Source organism: Nonomuraea sp. NPDC050556 (assembly GCF_044457355.1).
Lineage (GTDB): Bacteria > Actinomycetota > Actinomycetes > Streptosporangiales > Streptosporangiaceae > Nonomuraea.
Genome location: NZ_JBITGU010000003.1, coordinates 530627 through 551334, shown reverse-complemented (window position 1 = coordinate 551334; position 20708 = coordinate 530627). Strand labels below are relative to the sequence as shown.

Annotated in this window: 21 protein-coding genes; 8 read left to right on the top strand and 13 right to left on the bottom strand. The window is 70.2% G+C overall.

Features of this window, described 5'->3' with window-relative positions:
- Window positions 1-96: 96 nt before the first annotated feature.
- A complete protein-coding gene (locus ACIBG8_RS31695; RefSeq protein ID WP_397346696.1) occupies window positions 97-375 on the top strand; it encodes a DUF4235 domain-containing protein in 279 nt (92 codons plus the stop codon).
- Here ACIBG8_RS31695 and ACIBG8_RS31690 read toward each other — a convergent pair.
- From ACIBG8_RS31690 to paaN, 6 genes are read right to left on the bottom strand one after another with little or no spacing between them, the layout of a single operon-like run.
- Window positions 356-1741, bottom strand: a complete 1386-nt coding sequence (locus ACIBG8_RS31690) for a trehalose-6-phosphate synthase (protein WP_397346695.1) — start codon at window positions 1739-1741, stop codon at window positions 356-358. The two genes, ACIBG8_RS31695 and ACIBG8_RS31690, sit on opposite strands and share 20 nt — an antisense overlap.
- Before the next feature lie 25 nt (window positions 1742-1766).
- The gene (locus ACIBG8_RS31685) at window positions 1767-3260 is read right to left on the bottom strand and encodes an FAD-dependent monooxygenase (RefSeq protein WP_397346694.1); all 1494 of its coding nucleotides are present in this window, start codon (window positions 3258-3260) and stop codon (window positions 1767-1769) included.
- Entirely contained in the window at window positions 3239-4186 is a 948-nt protein-coding gene (locus tag ACIBG8_RS31680; protein ID WP_397346693.1) for an MBL fold metallo-hydrolase, read from the bottom strand. Before ACIBG8_RS31680 ends, ACIBG8_RS31685 begins: the two co-directional genes overlap by 22 nt.
- Window positions 4180-4983: a 3-hydroxyacyl-CoA dehydrogenase family protein gene (locus tag ACIBG8_RS31675; RefSeq protein WP_397346692.1), complete on the bottom strand. Its 804-nt coding sequence runs from the start codon at window positions 4981-4983 to the stop codon at window positions 4180-4182. The genes ACIBG8_RS31680 and ACIBG8_RS31675 overlap by 7 nt, the downstream gene beginning before the upstream one ends.
- Window positions 4980-5705, bottom strand: a complete 726-nt coding sequence (locus ACIBG8_RS31670; RefSeq protein ID WP_397346691.1) for an enoyl-CoA hydratase/isomerase family protein — start codon at window positions 5703-5705, stop codon at window positions 4980-4982. Before ACIBG8_RS31670 ends, ACIBG8_RS31675 begins: the two co-directional genes overlap by 4 nt.
- Entirely contained in the window at window positions 5702-7324 is a 1623-nt protein-coding gene (gene paaN / locus ACIBG8_RS31665; protein ID WP_397346690.1) for a phenylacetic acid degradation protein PaaN, read from the bottom strand. The genes ACIBG8_RS31670 and paaN overlap by 4 nt, the downstream gene beginning before the upstream one ends.
- Window positions 7325-7538: 214 nt before the next feature.
- Between paaN and paaI the strand changes: the two genes are divergently transcribed.
- The 3 genes from paaI to ACIBG8_RS31650 are packed head-to-tail and all read left to right on the top strand — an operon-like array spanning window position 7539 to window position 9717.
- A complete protein-coding gene (gene paaI / locus ACIBG8_RS31660) occupies window positions 7539-7907 on the top strand; it encodes a hydroxyphenylacetyl-CoA thioesterase PaaI (protein WP_397347810.1) in 369 nt (122 codons plus the stop codon).
- Window positions 7904-9148, top strand: coding sequence for a phenylacetate--CoA ligase PaaK (gene paaK / locus ACIBG8_RS31655; protein WP_397346689.1), 1245 nt, complete (start codon window positions 7904-7906; stop codon window positions 9146-9148). The genes paaI and paaK overlap by 4 nt, the downstream gene beginning before the upstream one ends.
- Window positions 9145-9717 (top strand): TetR/AcrR family transcriptional regulator, encoded by a 573-nt coding sequence (locus ACIBG8_RS31650; RefSeq protein WP_397346688.1) that lies wholly within the window; start codon window positions 9145-9147, stop codon window positions 9715-9717. The genes paaK and ACIBG8_RS31650 overlap by 4 nt, the downstream gene beginning before the upstream one ends.
- Here ACIBG8_RS31650 and ACIBG8_RS31645 read toward each other — a convergent pair.
- The 4 genes from ACIBG8_RS31645 to ACIBG8_RS31630 all read right to left on the bottom strand — a co-directional run bounded on the left by ACIBG8_RS31645 (window position 9714) and on the right by ACIBG8_RS31630 (window position 13058).
- Window positions 9714-10514 (bottom strand): hypothetical protein, encoded by an 801-nt coding sequence (locus ACIBG8_RS31645; protein ID WP_397346687.1) that lies wholly within the window; start codon window positions 10512-10514, stop codon window positions 9714-9716. The genes ACIBG8_RS31650 and ACIBG8_RS31645 overlap by 4 nt on opposite strands.
- A gap of 14 nt (window positions 10515-10528) precedes the next feature.
- Entirely contained in the window at window positions 10529-10828 is a 300-nt protein-coding gene (locus ACIBG8_RS31640; RefSeq protein ID WP_090929286.1) for a DUF4193 domain-containing protein, read from the bottom strand.
- 272 nt (window positions 10829-11100) lie between these two features.
- Window positions 11101-12408, bottom strand: a complete 1308-nt coding sequence (locus tag ACIBG8_RS31635; RefSeq protein WP_397346686.1) for a sensor histidine kinase — start codon at window positions 12406-12408, stop codon at window positions 11101-11103.
- Complete coding sequence (locus ACIBG8_RS31630; RefSeq protein WP_397346685.1) at window positions 12405-13058, bottom strand: response regulator transcription factor; 654 nt, start codon at window positions 13056-13058, stop codon at window positions 12405-12407. The genes ACIBG8_RS31635 and ACIBG8_RS31630 overlap by 4 nt, the downstream gene beginning before the upstream one ends.
- Window positions 13059-13262: 204 nt before the next feature.
- Between ACIBG8_RS31630 and ACIBG8_RS31625 the strand changes: the two genes are divergently transcribed.
- On the top strand, window positions 13263-13427 hold the full coding sequence (locus ACIBG8_RS31625) for a hypothetical protein (protein ID WP_397346684.1): 165 nt from the start codon (window positions 13263-13265) through the stop codon (window positions 13425-13427).
- 296 nt (window positions 13428-13723) lie between these two features.
- Here the strand turns inward: ACIBG8_RS31625 and ACIBG8_RS31620 are convergent, their stop codons facing one another.
- Both ACIBG8_RS31620 and ACIBG8_RS31615 read right to left on the bottom strand, forming a co-directional pair.
- Window positions 13724-14524 carry an inositol monophosphatase family protein gene (locus ACIBG8_RS31620; RefSeq protein WP_397346683.1) on the bottom strand — a complete coding sequence of 267 codons (801 nt, stop codon included), beginning with the start codon at window positions 14522-14524 and terminating at the stop codon, window positions 13724-13726.
- Window positions 14521-16500: a S9 family peptidase gene (locus ACIBG8_RS31615; RefSeq protein ID WP_397346682.1), complete on the bottom strand. Its 1980-nt coding sequence runs from the start codon at window positions 16498-16500 to the stop codon at window positions 14521-14523. Before ACIBG8_RS31615 ends, ACIBG8_RS31620 begins: the two co-directional genes overlap by 4 nt.
- A 138-nt stretch (window positions 16501-16638) precedes the next feature.
- Here ACIBG8_RS31615 and ACIBG8_RS31610 point away from each other — a divergent pair, with 138 nt between their 5' ends.
- The gene (locus ACIBG8_RS31610) at window positions 16639-17553 is read left to right on the top strand and encodes a ferrochelatase (RefSeq protein WP_397346681.1); all 915 of its coding nucleotides are present in this window, start codon (window positions 16639-16641) and stop codon (window positions 17551-17553) included.
- On the opposite strand, the gene ACIBG8_RS31605 is transcribed toward ACIBG8_RS31610, so the two are convergent.
- A complete protein-coding gene (locus ACIBG8_RS31605) occupies window positions 17532-18674 on the bottom strand; it encodes a lytic transglycosylase domain-containing protein (protein WP_397346680.1) in 1143 nt (380 codons plus the stop codon). The genes ACIBG8_RS31610 and ACIBG8_RS31605 overlap by 22 nt on opposite strands.
- Before the next feature lie 71 nt (window positions 18675-18745).
- Here ACIBG8_RS31605 and ACIBG8_RS31600 point away from each other — a divergent pair, with 71 nt between their 5' ends.
- Window positions 18746-19942, top strand: a complete 1197-nt coding sequence (locus ACIBG8_RS31600; protein WP_397346679.1) for an MFS transporter — start codon at window positions 18746-18748, stop codon at window positions 19940-19942.
- A gap of 47 nt (window positions 19943-19989) precedes the next feature.
- Window positions 19990-20706: a polysaccharide deacetylase family protein gene (locus ACIBG8_RS31595; RefSeq protein ID WP_397346678.1), complete on the top strand. Its 717-nt coding sequence runs from the start codon at window positions 19990-19992 to the stop codon at window positions 20704-20706.
- The last annotated feature ends 2 nt before the right edge of the window (window positions 20707-20708 follow it).

The window sequence follows — 20708 nt, the reverse complement described above, 5'->3', positions numbered from 1 at the left end:
AGGAGCGCAGGGAGCGAAGCGACCGGAGCGACGAGGGAAGACACCGGGTCCAAGCGAGCGAGCCGCGGCGCGAAGCGTCGCAAGGGAGGTATGGACATGGCGGACGACAAGCCCGATATCGCTTGGCGGGTCATCGGCGGTCTCATCGGTCTGGTGACGGCGTGGGGAGCCAGGAAGCTCCTTGGCATCGTGTGGGTCAAGGCGACGGGCAAGGAGGCGCCGGTCGACTCCGAGTCCGACGAGGTGAGCATGGCCGAGGCCATCGGCTACGCGGTGGTCATGGGCGTCGGCATGTCCGTCGCCCAGATCGTCGTCAACAAGACGGCCAAGAAGCGCTACAACGCCTGGAAGGCGCTCAAGACTCCAAAGCCGTGAGGAAGTCGCTGGCCCAGCGGTCCACGTCGTGCGTGGAGACCCGGCGGCGCAACGCGCGCATCCGCCTGGCCACCTCGTGCGGCGTGGCACGCATCGCGGTCAGCATCTGCCGCTTGAGCCCCTCCACGTCGTACGGGTTGACCAGGTATGACTGGCGCAGCTCGTCCGCCGCCCCGGCGAACTCGCTGAGCACCAGCGCCCCGCGCAGGTCGTGCCTGCACGCGACGTACTCCTTGGCCACCAGGTTCATCCCGTCGCGCAGCGGCGTGACGACCATGACGTCGGCCGCCAGGTAGAGCGCGGCCAGCTCGCGCCGGTCGTAGGACTGGTGGAAATACTGCACCGGCGCCTGGCCCAGGATCCCGTGCTCGCCGTTGATCCGCCCGACCTGCAGCTCGATGTCGTCGCGCAGCCGACGGTATTCCTCCACCCGCTCCCTGCTGGGCGTGGCGATCTGCACGAACACGGCCTCGCCCGGCTGGATGCGCCCCTCGTCGAGCAGCTCGCCGAACGCCTCCAGGCGCTGGCCGATGCCCTTGGTGTAGTCGAGCCGGTCGACGCCGAGCAGCATGTGCTCCGGGTCGCCGATCTCGGCCCTGATCTCCTTGGCACGGGCCATGATCTCCGGCTCGCGGACCATGGAGTCGAGCTCGGTGAAGTCGATGGAGATGGGGAAGGCCTGCGCGGTGACCGTACGGTCGTCGACGTAGATCTCGTTCCCCTTGTACGGCAGGCCGAGCAGCCTGCGGCACAGCCGGATGAAGTTGGAGGCCCCGCCGGGCCGCTGGAAGCCGACCAGGTCGGCCCCGAGCAGCCCCTCGACGATCTCCCTGCGCCACGGCAGCCGCCAGAACAGCTCCACGGGCGGGAACGGGATGTGCAGGAAGAACCCGATCCGCAGGTCGGGCCTGAGCGCGCGGAGCATCGCTGGCACGAGCTGCAGCTGGTAGTCCTGCACCCACACCACGGCGTTCTCGTCGGCCACCTGCGCTGCCGCCTCGGCGAACCGCTGGTTGAGCGCCTTGTAGGAGTCCCACATCGCCCGGTCGAACACCGGCGGCGCGACCACGTCGTGGTAGAGCGGCCACAGCGTGGCGTTGGAGAAACCCTCGTAGTAGAGCTCGACGTCCTCACTGGACAGCGGGACGGGCACCAGGCTCATGCCGTCGAGCTCCAGCGGCTCCAGCTCCTCGTCGGCCGCGCCGTGCCAGCCGAGCCAGGCGCCGTGCCTGCGCTGCATGATCGGGGCGATCGCGGTGACCAGGCCGCCTGGGCTGCGCCGCCATGACGAGGTGCCGTCGGGCTCGATCCTGCGGTCCACCGGCAAGCGGTTGGCCACGGTGACAAACGAGCTTCGGGCAGTCACGGCTAACGTCCTCCTACGGCTCAGCTTACGAGAGCCGCAGGGCGCGACTCACAGCGGCCGCCACCGTACCGGTCCCCGCGCGGGGGATGATCGCGGCGATGTGGGCGTCGGGGCGGATCAGCCATGCCTCCTGGGGCTCCACAAGGTCCGCGAGCTCGCGTACGGCGAGCGGCGCCGTAGTGACCTTGCCCAAGACCTGCGCAAACAAACGCGAATCGAGCATTTCGCCCAACAAGACCAGGAATCCCGACCGGCAAAGTTCTCGCAAACGACCGCCCGGAATCTCCAGGTCCGGCATGATCACGCCGGGTACCGGAGGGGGGTTCGCCCCCTTCGGCGGCCGCCCGGCGAAGATCCGCTCGGGTGACGGGGTGGTCAGGGGCGAGTCCACATACCAGTACGGCTCGGCGAACCTGCCGGAGTCGACCTCCGCCGCCGACCCGCGCTCCAGGATGTCGCGCCGCCGCTTCCACCCGTCCTCGCCGTCGGGCACGAGGAAGCGCATCGTGTCCGCCACGACCGCCAGGTTCTCCCGCGCCGCCGCGTGCCGTTCGTCGTGGTAGGTCTCCAGGAGCGCGGGCGGCGCCCAGCCGTTCAGCACGAAGGCCAGCTTCCATGCGGCGTTCTCGGCGTCGGGGACGCCGGAGTTGAGCCCGCGCGCGCCGAAGGGCGCGACCAGGTGCGCGCAGTCGCCCGCCAGGAGCACCCGCCCGACCCGCATCCTGGAGGCGATCCTGGAGTGGAACTGGTAGACCGACTGCCACAGCAGCTCGTAGGGGCGCTCCCCGATGATCTGCCGCACCTTGCGGGAAATATCCTCTGGTGAGGCCTCGTAGTCCGGCGGGACCTGCCAGTCGATACGGAACGTCGACCCCGGGCACGGGTGGATGAGCACCTGACGCCCCGGATTCCACGCGGGATCGAAGTAGAAGCGCCGCTCGTGCTCCCACCCCGGCAGGTCGGCACGGATGTCGCAGATGAGGAACCGCTCCTCGACGCTCTCCCCGTCGAAGGTGACCCCCAGGTCCCGCCGGATGCCCTGGCCGCGCGGACCGGCGCAGGCCAGCACGTAGGGGGCGCGCAGCACCCGGTCGCCGCAGCGGACGGTCACGCCGTCGTCGTCCTGCTCCAGCCGGGTCACCTCGTGGTCCCAGCGCACCTCGATCAGCGGCTGGGCCGCGATGGCCGCGTCCAGGAGCTCCTCGGTGCGCGCCTGGGACAGGTTGACGAACGGCGGCAGCGGCCCGCTCTCCTCGAACCGCCAGGAGAACAGCTCCCTGTCGCGGTAGTAGGTGCGCGCCGTCGTCCAGGTCAGCCCCTCCTCGACCACCTGCGGCGCGCCGAGCGCCGCCCACAGGTCGATCACGTCGCGCTGCTGGCAGATCGAGCGGGACCCCTCAGCGGAGCGCGCGGGGAGCCGGTCGAGCAGCAGCACGCGCACGCCCCAGCGAGCCAGCGCCAGCGCCGCGGTCTGACCGACAGGACCCGCCCCGACGACTATGACTGCAGGGCGGCCCATACCTGCCTGTCCCTTTCGGCCGTCCAGATGGCCGGGCGCTCGACCCCGTGCGCCTCGTCCCACAGCCGCGAGACGTTGAACGGCAGGCAGTGCTCGAAGATCGGCCAGCTGCCGAACCGGGGAGCGAGGGCGGCGTGCGTGCGGTCGAAGGCCTCCTTCAGCGTGCGGCTCGCGGTGACCTCGGCGATCATCACGGCCAGGAAGTCGCGGGTGAGCGCGATGGCCGCCTCGACCTCCGCCTTGCCCCTCGCCACCGCTCCCCTGCCGCCGACCAGCGTCTCCGCGCCCAGGGACGCGACCCGGTCGAGCGTGGCCGTGGACCACTCGCGGTGGAAGGCGTCGCCGGTGTAGAGGGCGGCCTGCGACTCGACGAGGTCGCCGGCGAAAAGGATCTTCTGCTGGGGCAGCCAGGCGACCAGGTCGCCCTCGGTGTGGCCGCGGCCGCAGTATTGCAGGACGAGGTCGCCGCGGTCGCCGCCGAGGTCGATGGTGAACCGGTCGCTGAAGGTCGCGGTGGGCCAGGTGAGGCCGGGGATCGACTCGGGTTCGCGGAACAGCCTGGGCATCCTGCCGTACTCGCTGGCCCAGTCCTGCATGCCGCGCTCGGCGATCAGCTCCCTGGTCCGCTCGTGCGCCACGATCACCTCGGCGTCGAACGCCGACGCGCCCAGGACGCGGACCGCGTGGTAGTGCGACAACACCAGATACTTGACCGGCTTAGTGGTGATTTTTCGTAGCATGGTGAGCCAGTCGCGGGCCGCCACCGGGGTGGCGAGCGCCTCGAAGCAGACCAGGAAGTCCTCGCCCTCGATCGCGCCCACGTTGGGGTCGCCCTCGGCGGTGAGCGCGTGGACGCCGTCCGCGAGGGTTTCGAGCGACCGTTTCTTGTCGGCCAGGTCCGCTGAGGACGCGAACGGTTTCACCATGCGTAGAACCCCTTCCTGCTCTTCCTGCCCAGCTCTCCCCTGGCGACCATCTCCCTGAGCAGCCGCGGCGGCTCGAACCTGGGGCCGAGCTTGTGGTGCAGGTAGTCGGCGATGGCCAGCCGTACGTCGAGACCCACGAGGTCGCCGAGCTTCAGCGGTCCCATCGGGTAGCCGTAGCCGAGCGTCATGGCCGTGTCGATGTCCTCCGGCGCGGCGACGCCCTCCTCGACCATGCGGATCGCCTCCAGCCCGAGGAGCACGCCCAGGCGGCTCGTGGCGAAGCCGGGCGAGTCGTTGATCACCACCCCGGTCTTGCCGAGCAGCTCCACGTACCCGCGCACGAGCGGCAGGACCGCCGTGGCCGGGGTGACGACGATCTCCACCAGCTTCTGCACGGGCACCGGGTTGAAGAAGTGCATGCCGACGAACCGCTCGGGCCGCCGCAGCCCGGCCGACAGCTCGGCGACCGACAGCGAGCTGGTGTTGGTGGCCAGGACCGCGTCCGCGCCCACCCGCTTCTCCGCCTCGGCCAGCACCCGGACCTTCAGCGCCGGGTCCTCGGGCACCGCCTCGACGACCAGCTCAGCGTCGCCGGGCACCTCGCCCAGCTCCAGCCTGGCCAGCGCCTGGTCCACCGAGAGCCCGCCCTTGCCCGCGGCGATGCGCAGCCCGCGCTCGATCCGCTCGCGCGCCGCGTCCTCCTCCGGCTCCCGCACGGTGACGTGCGCGCCCTTGGCCAGGAAGACCTGCGCGATGCCCGCGCCCATCCGCCCGCCGCCGATGACCGCGACCTTCACCGCTCCAGGAACTTTCGCATGCGTGCCTCCTTGTCCGGGTCCTCGAACAGGATCGCCTGCGCCAGGTGGTCCGTCACCGGGTGGGCCCCGGCCGGGCTGTCGAGGACGAGCTTGGTGAGCCGCAGCGCGGCGGGCGACATGCGGGTCATGCCGTCGATCAGCCGGTGCCCCGCCGCCTCCAGGTCGGCCGGGCCGTGCACCTCGGCCACCAGCCGGGCGCGCAGCGCCTCGTCGGAGTCGATGCGGTGGCCGGCGAGCAGGACCATCTTGGCGAGCGGCTCGCCGACGAGCTCCTTCAGCCGCCAGCACGCCCCGGCGCCGGGGATGATGCCCAGCGAGGGCTCCGGGTTGCCGAAGACCGCGCTGGTGCTGGCGATGCGGATGTCGCAGGCGTAGGCCAGCTCGGCCCCGCCGCCCAGCGCGTAGCCGTCGACGGCGGCGATCGTCGGCATCGGCAGCCGCCTGATGCGTTCGAACAGCGTGCTGTTGATGCCGCGCAGCGCGTGGTCGCGCCGCCGTTCCAGGAGCTCGGCGATGTCGGCGCCGGCGGCGAAGAACCCGTCGCCGCCGGTGAGCAGGAGCGGCTTGGGCTGCCGCTCCAGCAGGTCGCACACCGTGTGCAGCTCCGCGACCATCTCCGCGTTGATCGCGTTGCGCGCCTCCGGCCTGTGCAGCCGCACCACCACCCGGTCGTCCTGGGCGGCGATCCGCAGCGTGTTCATGCCGGGCGGCGGGACTGCACGAGGTAGAAGCGGCCGGCCACGTAGCCGGGGTCGGTGAGCGAGGCGGTGGCCGCCGGATTGGCGCCGGTGCCGTGGTAGTCGCTGAACGCGGCCGACTGGTTGACGAACACCCCGCCGGTCAGGTTGCACGACAGGTTGACGCCCGCGTCGACGGCTGCCCGCTCGGCGGCCCGCAGCACCTCCTCCGACGTGGAGTAGACGGCCGCGGTGAGCGCGCCGCGCCGCCCGATGGTCCTGCGCAGCACGTCGAGGCTGTCGCCGGTGGACGCGGTGGCGACGACGAAGGCGATGGGGCCGAAGTGCTCGCGCCCGTAGACGTCCTCCTGCGCCGCGTCCAGCTTGACGATCACCGGGGTACGGACCACGGCGTCGGTGAAGGCGGGATGCTTGAGCGCGCGCGACTCCAGCACCACCTCGCCCAGCGACGGCGCGCCCTCCACCCGCGCCAGCACGTCCGCGCTGACGATCGCGCCGGTCAGCTCCACGGCCCTGGCGTCGTCGCCGAGCAGCCGCGACACCCCGCCCGCTATGCCCTGCACGACCTCGTCGAAGCTCTTGTGCCCCTCGTCGGTCTCGATGCCGCCCTCGGGGATGAGGATGTTCTGCGGTGCCGTGCACATCTGCCCGCTGTAGAGCGACAGGGAGAAGGCCAGGTTGCCCAGCATGCCCTTGAAGGAGTCCGTGGAGTCGACGACGATCGTGTTCACCCCGGCCTTCTCGGTGTGCACGAGCGCCTGGCGGGCGTTGGCCTCCAGCCAGTCGCCGTACTCCGTGGAGCCGGTGAAGTCGACGATGCGCACGTCCGGGTGGGTCGCCAGGTCGGTGGCCAGCCCCTGGCCCTCCTCGGCGGCGAGCTGGACCAGCGCGGGGTCGAAGCCCGCCTCGGCCAGCACGGTGCGGGCGATCTGCACGGTGATGGCCAGCGGCAGGATCGCGCCCGGGTGCGGCTTGACGATGACCGGGTTGCCGGTGACCAGCGAGGCGAACAGGCCGGGGTAGGCGTTCCAGGTCGGGAAGGTGTTGCAGCCGATCACCACGGCCACGCCGCGCGGCACGACGGTGAACGTCTTCTCCATCACCAGCGGGTCGCCCTTGGCGGGCTTCTCCCAGCGCGCGTGCCCGGCGGCAGCCGTCATGGCGGCGTAGCCGTACGCGATGGCCTCCAGGGCGCGGTCCTGCGCGTGCGGGCCACCGGCCTGGAAGGCCATGACGAAGGCCTGCCCGGTGGTGTGCTGGACGGCTCCGGCCAGCTCGAAGCTGCGCTTGTTGATCCGGTTGACGATCTCCACGCAGGTCAGCGCGCGGGCCAGCGGTCCCGCGTCGCGCCAGGCGGGCAGCGCGGCCCTGGCGGCGGAGACCAGCTCGCCGGCCGAGGCGGGCGGGTAGGTGACCCCGAGCTCGATGCCGTACGGCGAGCGTTCGGCCCCGATCCACGCGCCGTTGCCCGGCTGGTCGGTGGGGAACGGCTTGCCCAGGTAGGACTCGAACGCCTCCCTGCCCTGTTCTGCCGCGCCCTCACCGTACACGCGGGGGCTCGGCGACTCGGGATAGGCGCTCCAGTAGGCGCGCTCAGCGATCGCCTTTACGGCGCTGTCCAAGGTGTCTCGATGTTGCTCGAACACAGGCAAACTCCCTACCTATTGGTCGCTCACCCTCCTCATTCGCTTCGCGGCCCCACTCCTTCGTCGCGGGTCCACTCCGCTCACTGCGTCGGGTTCGCTCCCGCCTTGACAGGTTCCGCCGGACGTTGAGAGGTTTACCGAACATTCGGTCAGTTGACAAGGGAGACTTCCGTTGGACAACGTGCGCCGCATGGAGGCTGCCGACACGGCTTCCAAGTCTTTGGGCATCACCGTCCTGGGCTTTGCCCAAGGGCGGGCGGAATGCCGGATGGCAGTGACCGCCCAGATGATCAACGGGCACGCGCTCTGCCACGGCGGCTACGTGTTCCTCCTGGCCGACACCGCGTTCGCCTACGCATGCAACGCGGGCAACCCGCCGACCGTGGCAGCGGGGGCCGACGTCACGTTCGTCGCCGCGGCCCGCGAGGGCGACGTGCTGACCGCGACGGCCGTCGAGCGGGTCAGGTACGGCAGGAGCGGCGTCTACGACGTGACCGTGACCGACCAGGACGGCGGCGTGGTGGCCGAGTTCCGCGGCCGCAGCAGGGAGCTGAGATGACCTCGCGCGACGAGCTCATGGCGCTGCAGCTGGAACGCCTCCAGTGGTCGCTGCACCACGCCTACTCCAACGTCCCCTTCTACCGGGCGAGGTTCGACGAGACCGGCGTCCATCCGAACGACTGCAAGTCGCTCGACGACCTGCGCCACTACCCGTTCACCACCAAGCAGGACCTGCGCGACAACTACCCCTTCGGCATGTTCGCCGTCCCGCGCACCGAGGTGGTGCGCGTGCACGCCTCCAGCGGCACCACGGGCAAGCCCACCGTCGTCGGCTACACCAAGGCGGACATCGACCTGTGGGCCGACGTCATGGCCCGCTCGATCGCCGCAGCGGGCGGGCGCCCCGGCGACGTCGTCCACGTGGCCTACGGCTACGGTCTGTTCACCGGCGGCCTGGGGGCCCACTACGGCGCCGAGCGGCTGGGTTGCACGGTGGTGCCGGTCTCCGGCGGGATGACGCCGCGCCAGGTTCAGCTGATCACCGACTTCCGTCCCGAGGTCATCATGGTGACCCCGTCGTACATGCTGGCCCTGCTGGACGAGTTCGAGGCCCAGGGCATCGACCCGCGCTCGACGTCGCTGCGGGTCGGGATCTTCGGCGCCGAGCCCTGGACCGAGGAGATGCGCACCGAGATCGAGGAGCGCTTCGCCATCGACGCCGTCGACATCTACGGCCTGTCCGAGGTGATCGGACCGGGGGTGGCGCAGGAGTGCGTGGAGACCAAGGACGGCCTGCACGTCTGGGAGGACCACTTCTACCCCGAGACCGTCGACCCGTTCACCGGCGAGCCGGCCGAGGCGGGCGAGCTGGTCTTCACCTCACTCACCAAGCAGGCCATGCCGGTCGTCCGCTACCGCACGCGCGACCTGACCCGCCTGCTGCCCGGTACGGCCAGGCCCGCCTACCGCCGCATGGAGAAGGTCACGGGTCGCACCGACGACATGATCATCCTGCGCGGCGTGAACGTCTTCCCCACCCAGATCGAGGAGCTCGTCCTGCGCACGCCCGGCCTGTCCCCGCACTTCCAGCTCCACCTGACCCGGCCCGCGCGGCTGGACGAGATGACCGTCGTCGTCGAGGCCCGGCCCGGCTTCGAGTCCCGCGCCGAGGCGGCCGCCTTCCTGCGCAAGGCGGTCAAGGACACGGTCGGGGTGAGCGTCCAGGTGACGGTCGTCGACCCCGAGTCGCTGGAGCGCTCGGTCGGCAAGCTCAAGCGCGTCATGGACCGGCGACCGTGAAGCGACGGCCGCACGACCCCGAGTCGGTGCTGCACACCGCGGTGTCGGTGTTCATCGAGCGCGGCTACGACGGGACGAGCATGGAGGACCTGGCGCGGGCGCTGGGCGTGACCAAGTCGGCCATCTACTACCACGTGCCCGGCAAGGAGGAGCTGCTGTCGCGGGCGCTCGACCGCGCCTTGGACGGGCTGTTCGCCACCATCGCCGACCCGCGGGCGGCGGAGGGGCGGGCCATCGACCGGCTCGAGTGGGTGGTACGGCAGAGCGTCGCCATCCTCGTCGACCGCCTGCCGTACGTGACGCTGCTCCTGCGGGTGCGCGGCAACAGCGGGACCGAGTTACGCGCGCTGGACCGGCGCAGGGAGTTCGACCGGTTCGTCAGCACGCTGGTGAAGGAGGCGTCGGCGGACGGCGACATCCGCCCGGACCTCGACCCGGCGCTGGTCACCAGGCTGCTGTTCGGCACGGTGAACTCGATCACCGAGTGGTACCGCCCCACGCGGCCCACCAGCGCGACCGAGCTGGCCGACGCGATCGTCAAGCTCGCCTTCGACGGACTGCGCGTCTAGCCCGAGCCGAGCTCTCCTCTTACCGGAGCGGGCGGGAGGGGGCGCTTGCCGCGCAGGTCGTTGCGTACGGCTTCGCCGAGCTTCTTGGTGGCGGCCCTGTTCAGCGCCCCGCCAGCGACCGCTCCCGTGAGGAACGGGCCGAGCGTGGTCAGGTGCCTGCCGAGGGTCTTCATGAGCCGGTTGCGCAGCGCCGTCTTGGCTGCCGCGCCCAGCGCCAGGGTGACGGACGTCGTCACCGGGTCGACGCCCCGCTGCCTGGACCAGGCGACGGTGAAGGCCACGGCGCGCTGGGTGCCCGTGCCCTCGATCCGCACGCCGTACACCTCGTGGAGCTCGGCCAGGAGCTTGACCTCGATGGCCGCCACGACGATGGTCTCTGCGACGAGCTGGGCCGGAGCGGAGAGGAGGAGGGGTGGTGCGGCGAACTCCGCCGCTGCGAGCGCCCCACCGATGGCGCCCACGGTCATCGTTGCCTTCTGCGCGGTACGCACCAGATCGTCGGCCAGCTGTTCGCCGAGGAGCCCGTGATGGTGCTCCGAGAGGGTTGCCAGGTCTCTGATCGGAATGCGTGGCGCGATGTTCAGGAAGACGTCGGCAAGCCAGCGGCCGCGGCCCACGCCGGACTGGCGCGCCTTCCTGGCCCCGGCGCTCAGCGATCGGGCAAGGCGTCCGAGCAGCCTCCGCCGCTCGGCGCCGTCGAGCTCACCCGGTGTGGTGAGCCTGCCCACGAGCTCGCCTACTTCCTCCTCGGAGGAAGTGGGGGCGATCTCTTTGCCGTCGTCCTTCTGTGCTGACATGCGGAGCCTCCTTCTCAGGCGGCGCACTCCCGGCAGACCTGCTGGCCGTTCCTCTCGGAGGCGAGCTGGCTGCGGTGGTGCACCAGGAAGCACCGCGAACAGGTGAACTCGTCCGCCTGGCGCGGAATCACCCTCAGGGAGAGTTCTTCGTTCGACAGGTCGGCGCCGGGAAGCTCCAGCGACTCTGCCAGGTCGGTCTCGTCGATGTCGATGCTGCCGGACGACTTGTCGGTGCGCCGCGCCTGGAGTTCCTGGAGGCTGTCCTCCCCCAGGTCGTCATCGGTCTTGCGCGGGCTGTCGTAGTCGGTTGCCATTGTGCTTACTCCATCCCCCTCATCTATATGCGCGTTCTCTAACGTCTGAGAGGCTCAACTTGTGCCCGTTTCCCACCGGGAGATTTTTGCATCGGTACCCCGCGGGAACGGTCGCTGAACCTCCCTACACGCCAGGGCCTGCTGCCAACAGCTCTGGTTAGCCAAATATGGCGAAAACCACAGCATTGGCGTCATGCGCCACCGTGTTCGACGGCACATCCAACCACATGTACGGCGCGAACGAGACTCCCGTGCCGGATCAACACGCCGGATCAACGTCCGGGAAGCCGAATGGTCACGACAAGTCCGCCGCCGTCACGCGGTACGGCGGTCACGTTTCCGCCGTGGGCCTGCACCACCGCACGGACGATGGACAGACCCAGACCCGACCCCTTCGCGGAGTCCACGCGGTCCGCGTGGAGCCTCCTGAACGGCTCGAACAGGCTGTTCACCTCGTACGCCGGCACATGTTGCCCTGTGTTGGCCACCTGAACAACCAAAGCCCCGTCCACCATTCCCGTGCGGATCCAGACTTTTCCGTTTTCGGGGACGTTGTATTTGACGGCGTTCTCCAGCAGGTTGCCGATCGAGCGCTCCAGAAGCACCGGATCGCCCACTGTGGGGGCGTTCTGCAGCTCCGTAGTGACCGTGACGCCACTCTCCTGTGCGAACGGTGCAACCTGCTCCACAGCGGTCTCCGCGACGTCCCTGACGTCCACGGGCTTGCGCACGGCCAGCTCCCGCTCGCTGCGCGCCAGCAGCAGCAGGCCCTCGATGAGCTTCTCGTTGCGTGCGTTGACTTCCAGGAGGGTACGGCCCAGCGCCTTCAGGTCGGGCGACGCCTCGGGATCGCCCAGGGCGATCTCCAGGACCGTCCTGTTGATGGTGAGCGGCGTGCGCAGCTCGTGCGAGGCGTTGGCGACGAACCGGCGCTGGGTGTCGAAGGCCACGTTGAGCCTGGTCAGCATGGCGTCGAAGGTGTCGGCCAGCTCCTTCAGCTCGTCGTCAGGGCCCTGGAGGTCGATGCGCTGGTGCGCCAGGGTACTCTCGGACAGCTTGCGCGCCGTGGCGGTCATCTTGGCGACCGGCTTGAGCGCGCGGTCGGCGACGAAGTAGCCGAGGATCAGGGCGAAGATGCCCACGCCGAGCAGGGCGAGCAGCGAGCTGTTGAACAACGCGTCGCGGGCGCGCTCGACCGCCGCGTGCTCGGCGTCGCTCCAGACGCGCTGGACCTTGGCGTACTCCAGCGGTTCCAGGTCGTCGATGTTGAGGTTCGGCCAGGCGTAGTTCACCGCGGAACCGACCACCGTGTACATGACGACCAGCAGCATCGCCCCGGCGGCGAAGAACAGCGCGCCGTACGTGGCCGTCAGCCGCCAGCGGATGCTGACCCGCCCGGCCAGCCCCTTCACCCGGTCGATCGCCTTCATCTCGGGAGCGGGGTGGATGGGCGGCGGCGGGCCGTCCCAGGCGGGCGGCCCCTTGGGCGGCGGGGCCTGGGGCCTTACCGTCTTGCGCTCCGAATGCGGGCTGATCATCGGGTGGGTCGGAACCGGCTCGCGCGCGGGCTGTTCACTCACAACTTGTACCCAACTCCGGGCACCGTCTCGATCACCTGCGGGTCGCCCAGCTTCTTGCGCAACGTCATCATCGTCACCCGCACCACGTTGGTGAACGGGTCGATGTTCTCGTCCCACGCCTTGTCCAGCAGGTCCTCCTGGCTGACGACGGCGCCCTCGGCGCGCATCAGCTCCTCCAGGACCGCGAACTCCTTCTTGGTGAGGATGATCTCCTTGCCGTCCCGCTCGACCAGGCGCTTGCCCGGGTCGAGCTTGATGCCGCCGCGGTCCAGGACCGGCGGCAGCGCGGGCGCGGAGCGGCGGCCCAGGGCGCGCACGCGGGCGACCAGCTCGATGAAGACGAACGGCTTCGCCAGGTAGTCGTCGGCGCCCAGGCCGAGACCCTCCACCTTGTCGTCCACGTCGCCAGAGGCGGTCAGCATGATGATCCGCGACGCCGTGCGCTGGTCGATCAGCTTGCGGCACACCTCGTCCCCGTGCACGACGGGGAGGTCGCGATCCAGGACGATGACGTCGTAGTCGATGTAGGACGTCTTCTCCAGAGCTGCGCCGCCGTCGTAGGCCACGTCCACGGCCATCGCCTCACGGCGCAGACCGGTCGCGATCGCGTCGGCGAGCACCCGCTCGTCCTCGACCACCAGCACCCGCACAGCTACTCCTCAAGTCGGTGACTCATTGTGCCCACAGCATCGATAAGCGCACGGTAAGCCATCTCACACGGAATCTCATGTTTCAGCTGTCGGGGGGCGTGGGTAGACCGCATGAACACCCGCCGCCGTGTGCCGAGGAACACCTGTGCGCTCTTCAGGCTGAGCGAACGGCCGGGCCCCGAACCCCCTGAGAGAGAAGGTGAGATGGGCGAGTTCACGACCACGATCGAACGCCGCCTCGACCAGGCATACAAGGGTCTCGACGACGCCAGGTCCGCCGGCGACGACTACCTCGCAGACACGCTCAGCGCCGAGATCGAGGACCTGCACCGCCTGGCCGTCGACAACGGCGTGCCCTTGCCCCGCTGACGTCCCGTAGACGCCCGCGACCTCTTTGTGGGTCGCGGGCGTTTCCATGTGCGGCGCGACTCCCCGTAGACAGCCGCCCACCCTTCGCGAGGTACAGCCCTCACGGGGTTGGGGTCCTTTAGAAGCAGGCCCTGCGGACTTCGTGTGGGGTCCCGCGGCGGCGTTCCCGCAGCCCCCGGCGCCCTTCCCCGCAGCCCCGCGGCACCCTTCCCGCGGCCCCATGGTCCTTTCAAAAGGACCTCAGCCACCTACGGGGGTGTGCTCCCTGGAGGGGCTCAGCCACCTACGGGGGGTGGTCAGTCTCTCAAGGGGTCCAGAGGGACCAGCAGGTCGTGGAGCTCTTCGAAAAGGCCCGGGGAAGCGCACAACGTCAGCTCGCTGTTCGGAGCAGTCCCGTGCAGGCCGCCGATGCGGGCGCCCGCCTCGCCGGCGATGAGCCCCGCGGCCGCCCAGTCCCAGTAGTTCACCCCACGCTCGTAATACGCGTCCAACCGGCCGGACGCCACCGAGCACAGGTCCAGCGCGCACGACCCGCCCCGCCGGATGTCACGCACCCGCGGCAGAACGGCGGCGACAACCTCACCCTGTACGGCACGCCGCCCGGACGCATACCCGAAGCCCGTGCCGACCAGAGCCTGCCCCAGCGGCACCCCGCTGTTGCAGCGCAGCCGTTCCACCGCCAGACCGTCCTTCTTCAGCACAGCCCCGGACCCCAGCGCGGCGGTGAACATCTCCCCGCGGGGCACCGCGTTCACCACCCCCGCGACGATCCGCCCGTCCACCTCGACAGCGATCGACACCGCCCAGTCCGGCAGGCCGTACAGGAAGTTGACCGTCCCGTCGATCGGGTCGACGATCCACCGGACCCCGGACGAGCCGGGCGTGTCCCCGCCCTCCTCGCCCAGGACCCGGTCCTCAGGGCGCGCCGACATGATGCGCGCCCTGATCAGCTCCTCCGACGCCCGGTCGAGCGCGGTGACCACGTCCGTGGGGCTGGACTTGGTCTGCACGACCTCGGGGTTGGCGGGCCGCTTGGCCAGGAGCATCTCGCCCGCCTCGCGGGCGATCTCCTCGGCCAGTCCGACGAAATCGGTCACGCCACGGACTCCGGACGCTTCCACTCCTGGTCGAGCACGTGCTGGGCGAGGAAGGCCAGGACCGTCTCGTACCAGGCCACGGCGTTGCCCGGCTTGAGCACCCAGTGGTTCTCGTCGGGGAAGTAGAGGAACTTCGACTCCACCCCGGAGCGCTGCAAATCCCACCACAGCCGCAGGCCCTCGCCGATCGGCACGCGGTAGTCCTTGTCGCCGTGGATGACCAGCATCGGCGTGCGGATCTGGTCCAGCGCGGCGTGCGGCGACAGCTTGTCGTACAGCTCGGAGCCGGGGGCGCCGAACTCGCGCTGCCAGTACATGGCCGCGTCGGTGGTCCCGGCGAACTGGTCGAGGTTCCACAGCGAGGCGTGCGTGACGATCGCCTTGTAGCGGTCGCTGTGCCCGGCGACCCAGTTGGCCATGTAGCCGCCGAACGAGCCGCCCATCGCGCCGAGGCGCGACCCGTCGATCTCCGGGAGGGCGACGGCCACGTCGACGATGGCGTCGAGGTCGGCGAGCGTGCGCGGACCCCAGTCGGCCCACCCGCGGTCGATGTGGTGCTGGCCGTAGCCGGTGGACAGGCACGGGTCGGGCAGCAGTACGGCGTAGCCGTGCTCGGCCATGATCCACGGGTTCCAGCGCCACGACCAGTCGTTCCACGAGGAGACCGGGCCGCCGTGGATCCAGAGCAGGAACGGCGCCGGGTTGTCCGCCGAGGCGCCCTCGGGCAGCACGAGCCAGCCGCGCACCTCCTGGCCGTCGTCGGCGGTCGCGCTGATCTCGGTCAGCGTGCCGGGCAGGTCCAGCTTGGGCCCCGGCGAGGGCAGCTCGACGACCTCGCCGGTGGCGACGTCGACGCGCGCCGGGGTGGCCGGGCCGTGGTAGCCGCTGCGCAGCGCGTAGACGAACCGGCCGTCGGCGGAGGGGTTGATCTCCAGGTAGGCGGCGTCGTCGGTGGTGAGCCTGACCGGCTCGGCGTCCCCGGAGATCGTGAAGACCGGGCGGCGGCCCTGGTGGTCGGCCACGTAGTAGAGGGCGGAGCCGTCCGGCGCCCACTTCAGCTCGTAGGCGAACACGTCGGTCACGCGGACGGCGCCCTCGCCGGTCGCCAGGTCGCCGATCCAGATCTCGCCGTGCGCGGAGATCTCGGTGGTGGTGTTGCGCGCGCGGGTGCAGGCGACCTTCGTGCCGTCGGGCGAGATCGCGATCGGGCCCTCGAAGTCGTAGCCGTCCTGGCTGAACAGCGTCCTGCGGGCGCCGGTCGCCACGTCGACGGCCACGACGTCGGTGCGCTGCTCGCCGAGCTCGCGCGGCACCGTCCAGGTGGCGACCACGGTGGCGCCGTCGGGGGTGACGGCGAAGGTCAGGTTGCTGCCGAGCGCCTCGCCGGCGTCGGGGGTGAGGTCGCGGACGTTCTCCAGGCGGTCCTCGCCGAGCGTGGCGGCGAACAGGCGGGTGCGGTCGGGGCCGAGGTCGTGGTCCCAGTAGCGCACCGGGTACGACTCGTGCAGGATCGCGCTGATGCCCGCGTCCTTGCGCGCCTTGCGGCGCTCCTCCTCGGTGGACTCCTCGCCCGGCAGCACGTCGGAGGAGAAGACCACGACGTCGCCGGCCGTCTTGACGCCGCCGATGCCGCCTGGCCTGGTGGCGATCTGGCGGGCCTCGCCGCCGGCGCGCGGGAGCAGCCACAGGGCGGGCACCTCGTCGGTGGCGTCCTTGACGGTGGGGTCGGGGCGGCGGCTCGAGAACAGCACGTCACCGGATCCGGTGAACTCCGCGCCCGTCTCGCCCTTGGCGGACCTGGTGAGGCGGTACGGCTCGCCGTCCACGGGGATCGCCCACAGTGCGGTGCCGTACGACTTGCCATCGGGGTTCAGTGACTGAACCGCGCTGATCAGCCTCGACCCGTCAGGGGCGAGCCTCAGCGACAGAACCCGCGGGATGGCTACGTAATCGCGAATGTCCCTAAATGCGCTCACCTGATCGAACCTACCGTGCAAGCGACCGTGTGTGACCACCCCGTACCCACCACCCTTGACAATCCTCTGACCTCGCGTGTCCGAGACGTGGCCGACGGGGTGCGTGGACCGGGTGAGTGCACCCCTAGGGTGGTTGGCGTGGGAAGCTACGACGCGCTGCTGGTCCTTTCTTTCGGCGGGCCAGAGGGTCCTGACGATGTCATGCCGTTCCTGGAGAACGTCGTGCGCGGGCGCGGGGTGCCGCGGGCGCGGCTGGAGGCGGTGGCCGAGCACTACCTGGCCTTCGGCGGCGTGAGCCCGATCAACGGGCAGAACCGGGCGCTCGTGGAGGCGCTGCGCGGCGTGGTGGACGTGCCGGTCTACTGGGGGAACCGCAACTGGCACCCGTTCGGCGAGGACGTCGTCCGGCGGATGAAGGACGACGGCGTACGGCGGGCTGCCGTGTTCGCCACCTCGGCGTTCGCCGGATATTCCAGCTGCAGGCAGTACTACGAGGACATCGCCCGCATCTCCGTCGAGGGCGGCCCCCAGCTGGTCAAGCTCCGCCACTTCGGCGACCACCCGGGGTTCGTCGCCGCGATGGTCGACCACGTGGGCCAGGCGCTGGAGAAGCTGCCCGACGCCCGCCTGGTGTTCACCGCGCACAGCGTGCCCGTGTCCGCGCCGGGAACCGGCCTCTACGAGGCGCAGCTCAGGCGGTCGGCGGAGCTGGTGGGCGAGGCGGTCGGCCGTACGGACTGGGACCTGGTGTGGCAGTCGCGCAGCGGCCCGCCGCAGGTGCCGTGGCTGGAGCCGGACATCCTCGACCACCTGCGCGCGATCGACGCCCCTGCGGTGCTGGCCCCGATCGGGTTCGTCTCCGACCACATGGAGGTCGTCTACGACCTCGACACCGAGGCCGTGCAGCTGGCGGCCGAGCTGGGAAGGCCGCTGGTACGCGCGGCGACGGTCGGCACCCACCCGCGCTTCGTCCACATGATCCGCGAGCTCATGAACGAGCCTTCCCAGCCGCAGTGCGCCGTCGACTGCTGTCAGGCGTACGCGCGGGCGTAGGCGTCGGCCAGGCCCATGACCTTGTTCACGTAGTCCCACGAGTGGTTGTAGAACCAGATCGACTTGCGCAGCTTCTCGCCGCCCTGCCCGGCGCCGTTGGCGCACAGGTAGTTGGCCGCGCCAGGCACGGCGTCGTAGGGGCTCCAGATGTCGGCCTTGCCGTCCCCGTCGCCGTCGACCCCGTAGTGCTTCCAGGTGGCGGGCATGAACTGCATCGGCCCGAGCGCGCCCGCGCTCGACGGCCCGTTGTTGCGCCCGTGCGAGCTCTCCACCTGCCCGATCGCCGCCAGCACGGTCCACGACAGCCCCGGGCAGCGGGTCGCTGACGCCTTGTACAGGTCGAGGTAGTTGTCGGGACGCCCGACCACCGCCACCTTCCTGTCCGGCGTACGGCTCTCGCCGCCCAGCGACACCACCTGCGCCCCGGCGCCGAGCACCTTGCGCACGCCTGCCGTACCGATCGCCTTCCTGCCGTGCAGCAGGACGGCCACGCCCTGCAGCAGCCCGAGCGACCTGCCGGTCTCCACGCTGACGATGCCGTCCACCCCGGTCAGCCCCAGCCTCGCCGACGCCGCCAGCCGCAGCCTGGGCCCGCTGTCCACCTGGTACTCGGCGCCCAGCACCATGCCCAGCCTGCGCGCCGCCTTGGTGTCGGCTACCAGCTCGCCCCTGGCGATCGCGCTCCACACGGCAGGCTGGTCGGCGACCGCCTTCGGCGTCCAGGAGCGGAACTCCGACGGGTCGACGGCCAGCAGGTTGAGCCCGGTGCCCGCCACGGTGACCGCGCCCGCGTCGACGGCCATGACCTTCTCGACGTGCTTGAGCCTGGCCAGCGCGAACCTGGTCTCCTTGGGTACGGCCTGCCCGGCGATGGCCAGCACGCGCGGCGGCGTCGGCGTGATGCCGGGACCGCCCTGGCCGAAGTCGGTCACCTGCTCCGTGCCCGGCGCGAGGTGGTCGAGCCGCTGCGTCTGCGTCTGCGCCGCCGTCTCGCGCCTGAGCGGCCGTACCTCCTCGCCCTGGACCCCGCGCACGAGCGCCAGGCTGCCGACCGTGATCGTCGCGACGACGGCGACGGCCAGGAGCAGCACGAGGGCGCGCGGCGAAGGAAGGGCGGACACCCGGGATACGTTAACTCAGCCAGGGAAAAATCACTTCCAGTCCGGACAGTCCGTACGTAAAGGTTGGTGTTGTGTCTTATCGGGGGTTGTTCGGCAGGCCGGGCGTCAAGGGGTTCGTGATCGCGGGGTTCGTCGGCCGCATGCCGATGTCCATGCTCGGCATCGGGATCGTCCTCCTCATCTCCTCGCTGACCGGCTCCTACGCCACGGCGGGCGCCGTGGCCGCCGTGACCAACGTGTCGTTCGCCATCGCGGCGCCGCTGTCCGGGCGGCTGGTCGACCGGTTCGGCCAGGCCCGCGTGATCGCGCCGCTGACCGTCGTCAGCGGTCTGGCGCTGGCCGCGCTCATGCTCTGCGCCGGGTTCGGCCTGCCCGACTGGACCCTGTACGTCGCCGGGTTCGCGCTGGGCGCCTCGTCGCTCTCGCTCGGGTCGATGGTCCGCGCCCGCTGGTCCAACCTCTACGCGGGCTCCCCCAAGCTGAACACCGCCTTCGCCTTCGAGTCCGTGGCCGACGAGGTCGTCTTCGTCACCGGCCCCGCGCTGGTCACCGTGCTCGCCACCGCCGTGAACCCGTTCGCCGGGCTCGGCGTGGCGCTGGTGCTCCTGGTCGGCGGGTCCTTCGCCCTGGCGCTGCAGCGCCGTACCCAGCCGCCCGTCCAGGAGGTGCGGCACGCGGGCGGCAGCCCGATCCTCATCCCCGGCATCGCGTTGCTGTCGTGCGTCTACCTGGCGATGGGCGCGGTGTTCGGCTCCGTCGACCTGATCACGGTGGCCTTCGCCGAGGAGCACGGGGTCAAGGGGATCTCCGGGTTCCTGCTCGCCGCGTTCGCGGGCGGGTCGATGGTGTCCGGGCTGTGGTTCGGTGCCAGGCACTGGAAGGTGTCGCTGCGCAGGAGGTTCGTGCGGGCGCTCGGCGTCTTCGCCGTCGGGCTGCTGCCGATCGCGTTCATCGGGGACGTGCGGGTGCTGGCTGTCTCGCTGTTCTTCGCCGGGCTGGCCATCTCGCCGACGCTGATCACCGGGTTCTCGCTGACCGAGCGGCTGGTGCCGCCGTCGCTGCTGACCGAGGGCCTGGCGTGGATCTCCACCTCGATCGGGTTCGGCGTGGCGATCGGGGCGTGGGCGGGCGGGCGGCTGACCGAGTCGTTCGGCGCGTCCAACGCCTACGGGTTCTCCCTCGCGTGCGCGCTGCTGGCCGCGGTGGTGGGTGTGGCAGGTTCGGGTTTGCTGAGACTTCCCGAGGCTCCTTCACCGGCGAAGAGTTGATCCGCTACTTTCGGTAGATCCCTCTTGTCTCACCCGAAAGACGCGTTATGTCCCGACATTTCAGTTCACTTCTGGCTATCGCGTGTGTTGCCGTCACACTGACCCCAACTGCGGCCCAGGCCAAGCCCGTCGAGGAGGTCGACTGCACGCAGGTGAAGTGCATCGCGCTCACCTTCGACGACGGGCCTGGACAGTACGCGGGCACGCTGCTCGACACCCTGAAGAAGTACAACGCGAAGGCGACCTTCTTCCTGGAGGGCCAGTACGTCAAGGCCCGCCCCGCCTTCGCCAAGCGCATGGCGGTCGAGGGGCACGAGCTCGGCAACCACAGCTACAAGCACCCCAACTTCACGACTCTCGAGGCGCCGGCCATTCGCAGCGAGATCAAGAAGACGCAGGACATCGTCAAGCAGGTCGCGGGCGTCGAGCCCAAGCTGCTGCGCCCGCCGTACGGCATGGCCGACATCGAGACGTCCGACATCGCCGCCGAGTTCGGCATGCCGATGATCCTCTGGACGGCCGGGTCGCGCGACTGGGCGACCAAGAACGAGGCCGAGATCAAGAAGCAGACCCTGGAGGTCGCCAAGGAGAACGGCATCATCCTCATGCACGACTGGGTGAAGCAGACCGTGGACGCGATGCCGTCCATCGTCAGGACGCTGCAGTCGCGCGGGTACCACCTGGTGACGGTGTCCACGCTGGTCAAGCAGTACAACCTGCAGCCCGGCGACATCTTCCCTGTTCCCGAAGGATGGGAGAAGTGAGT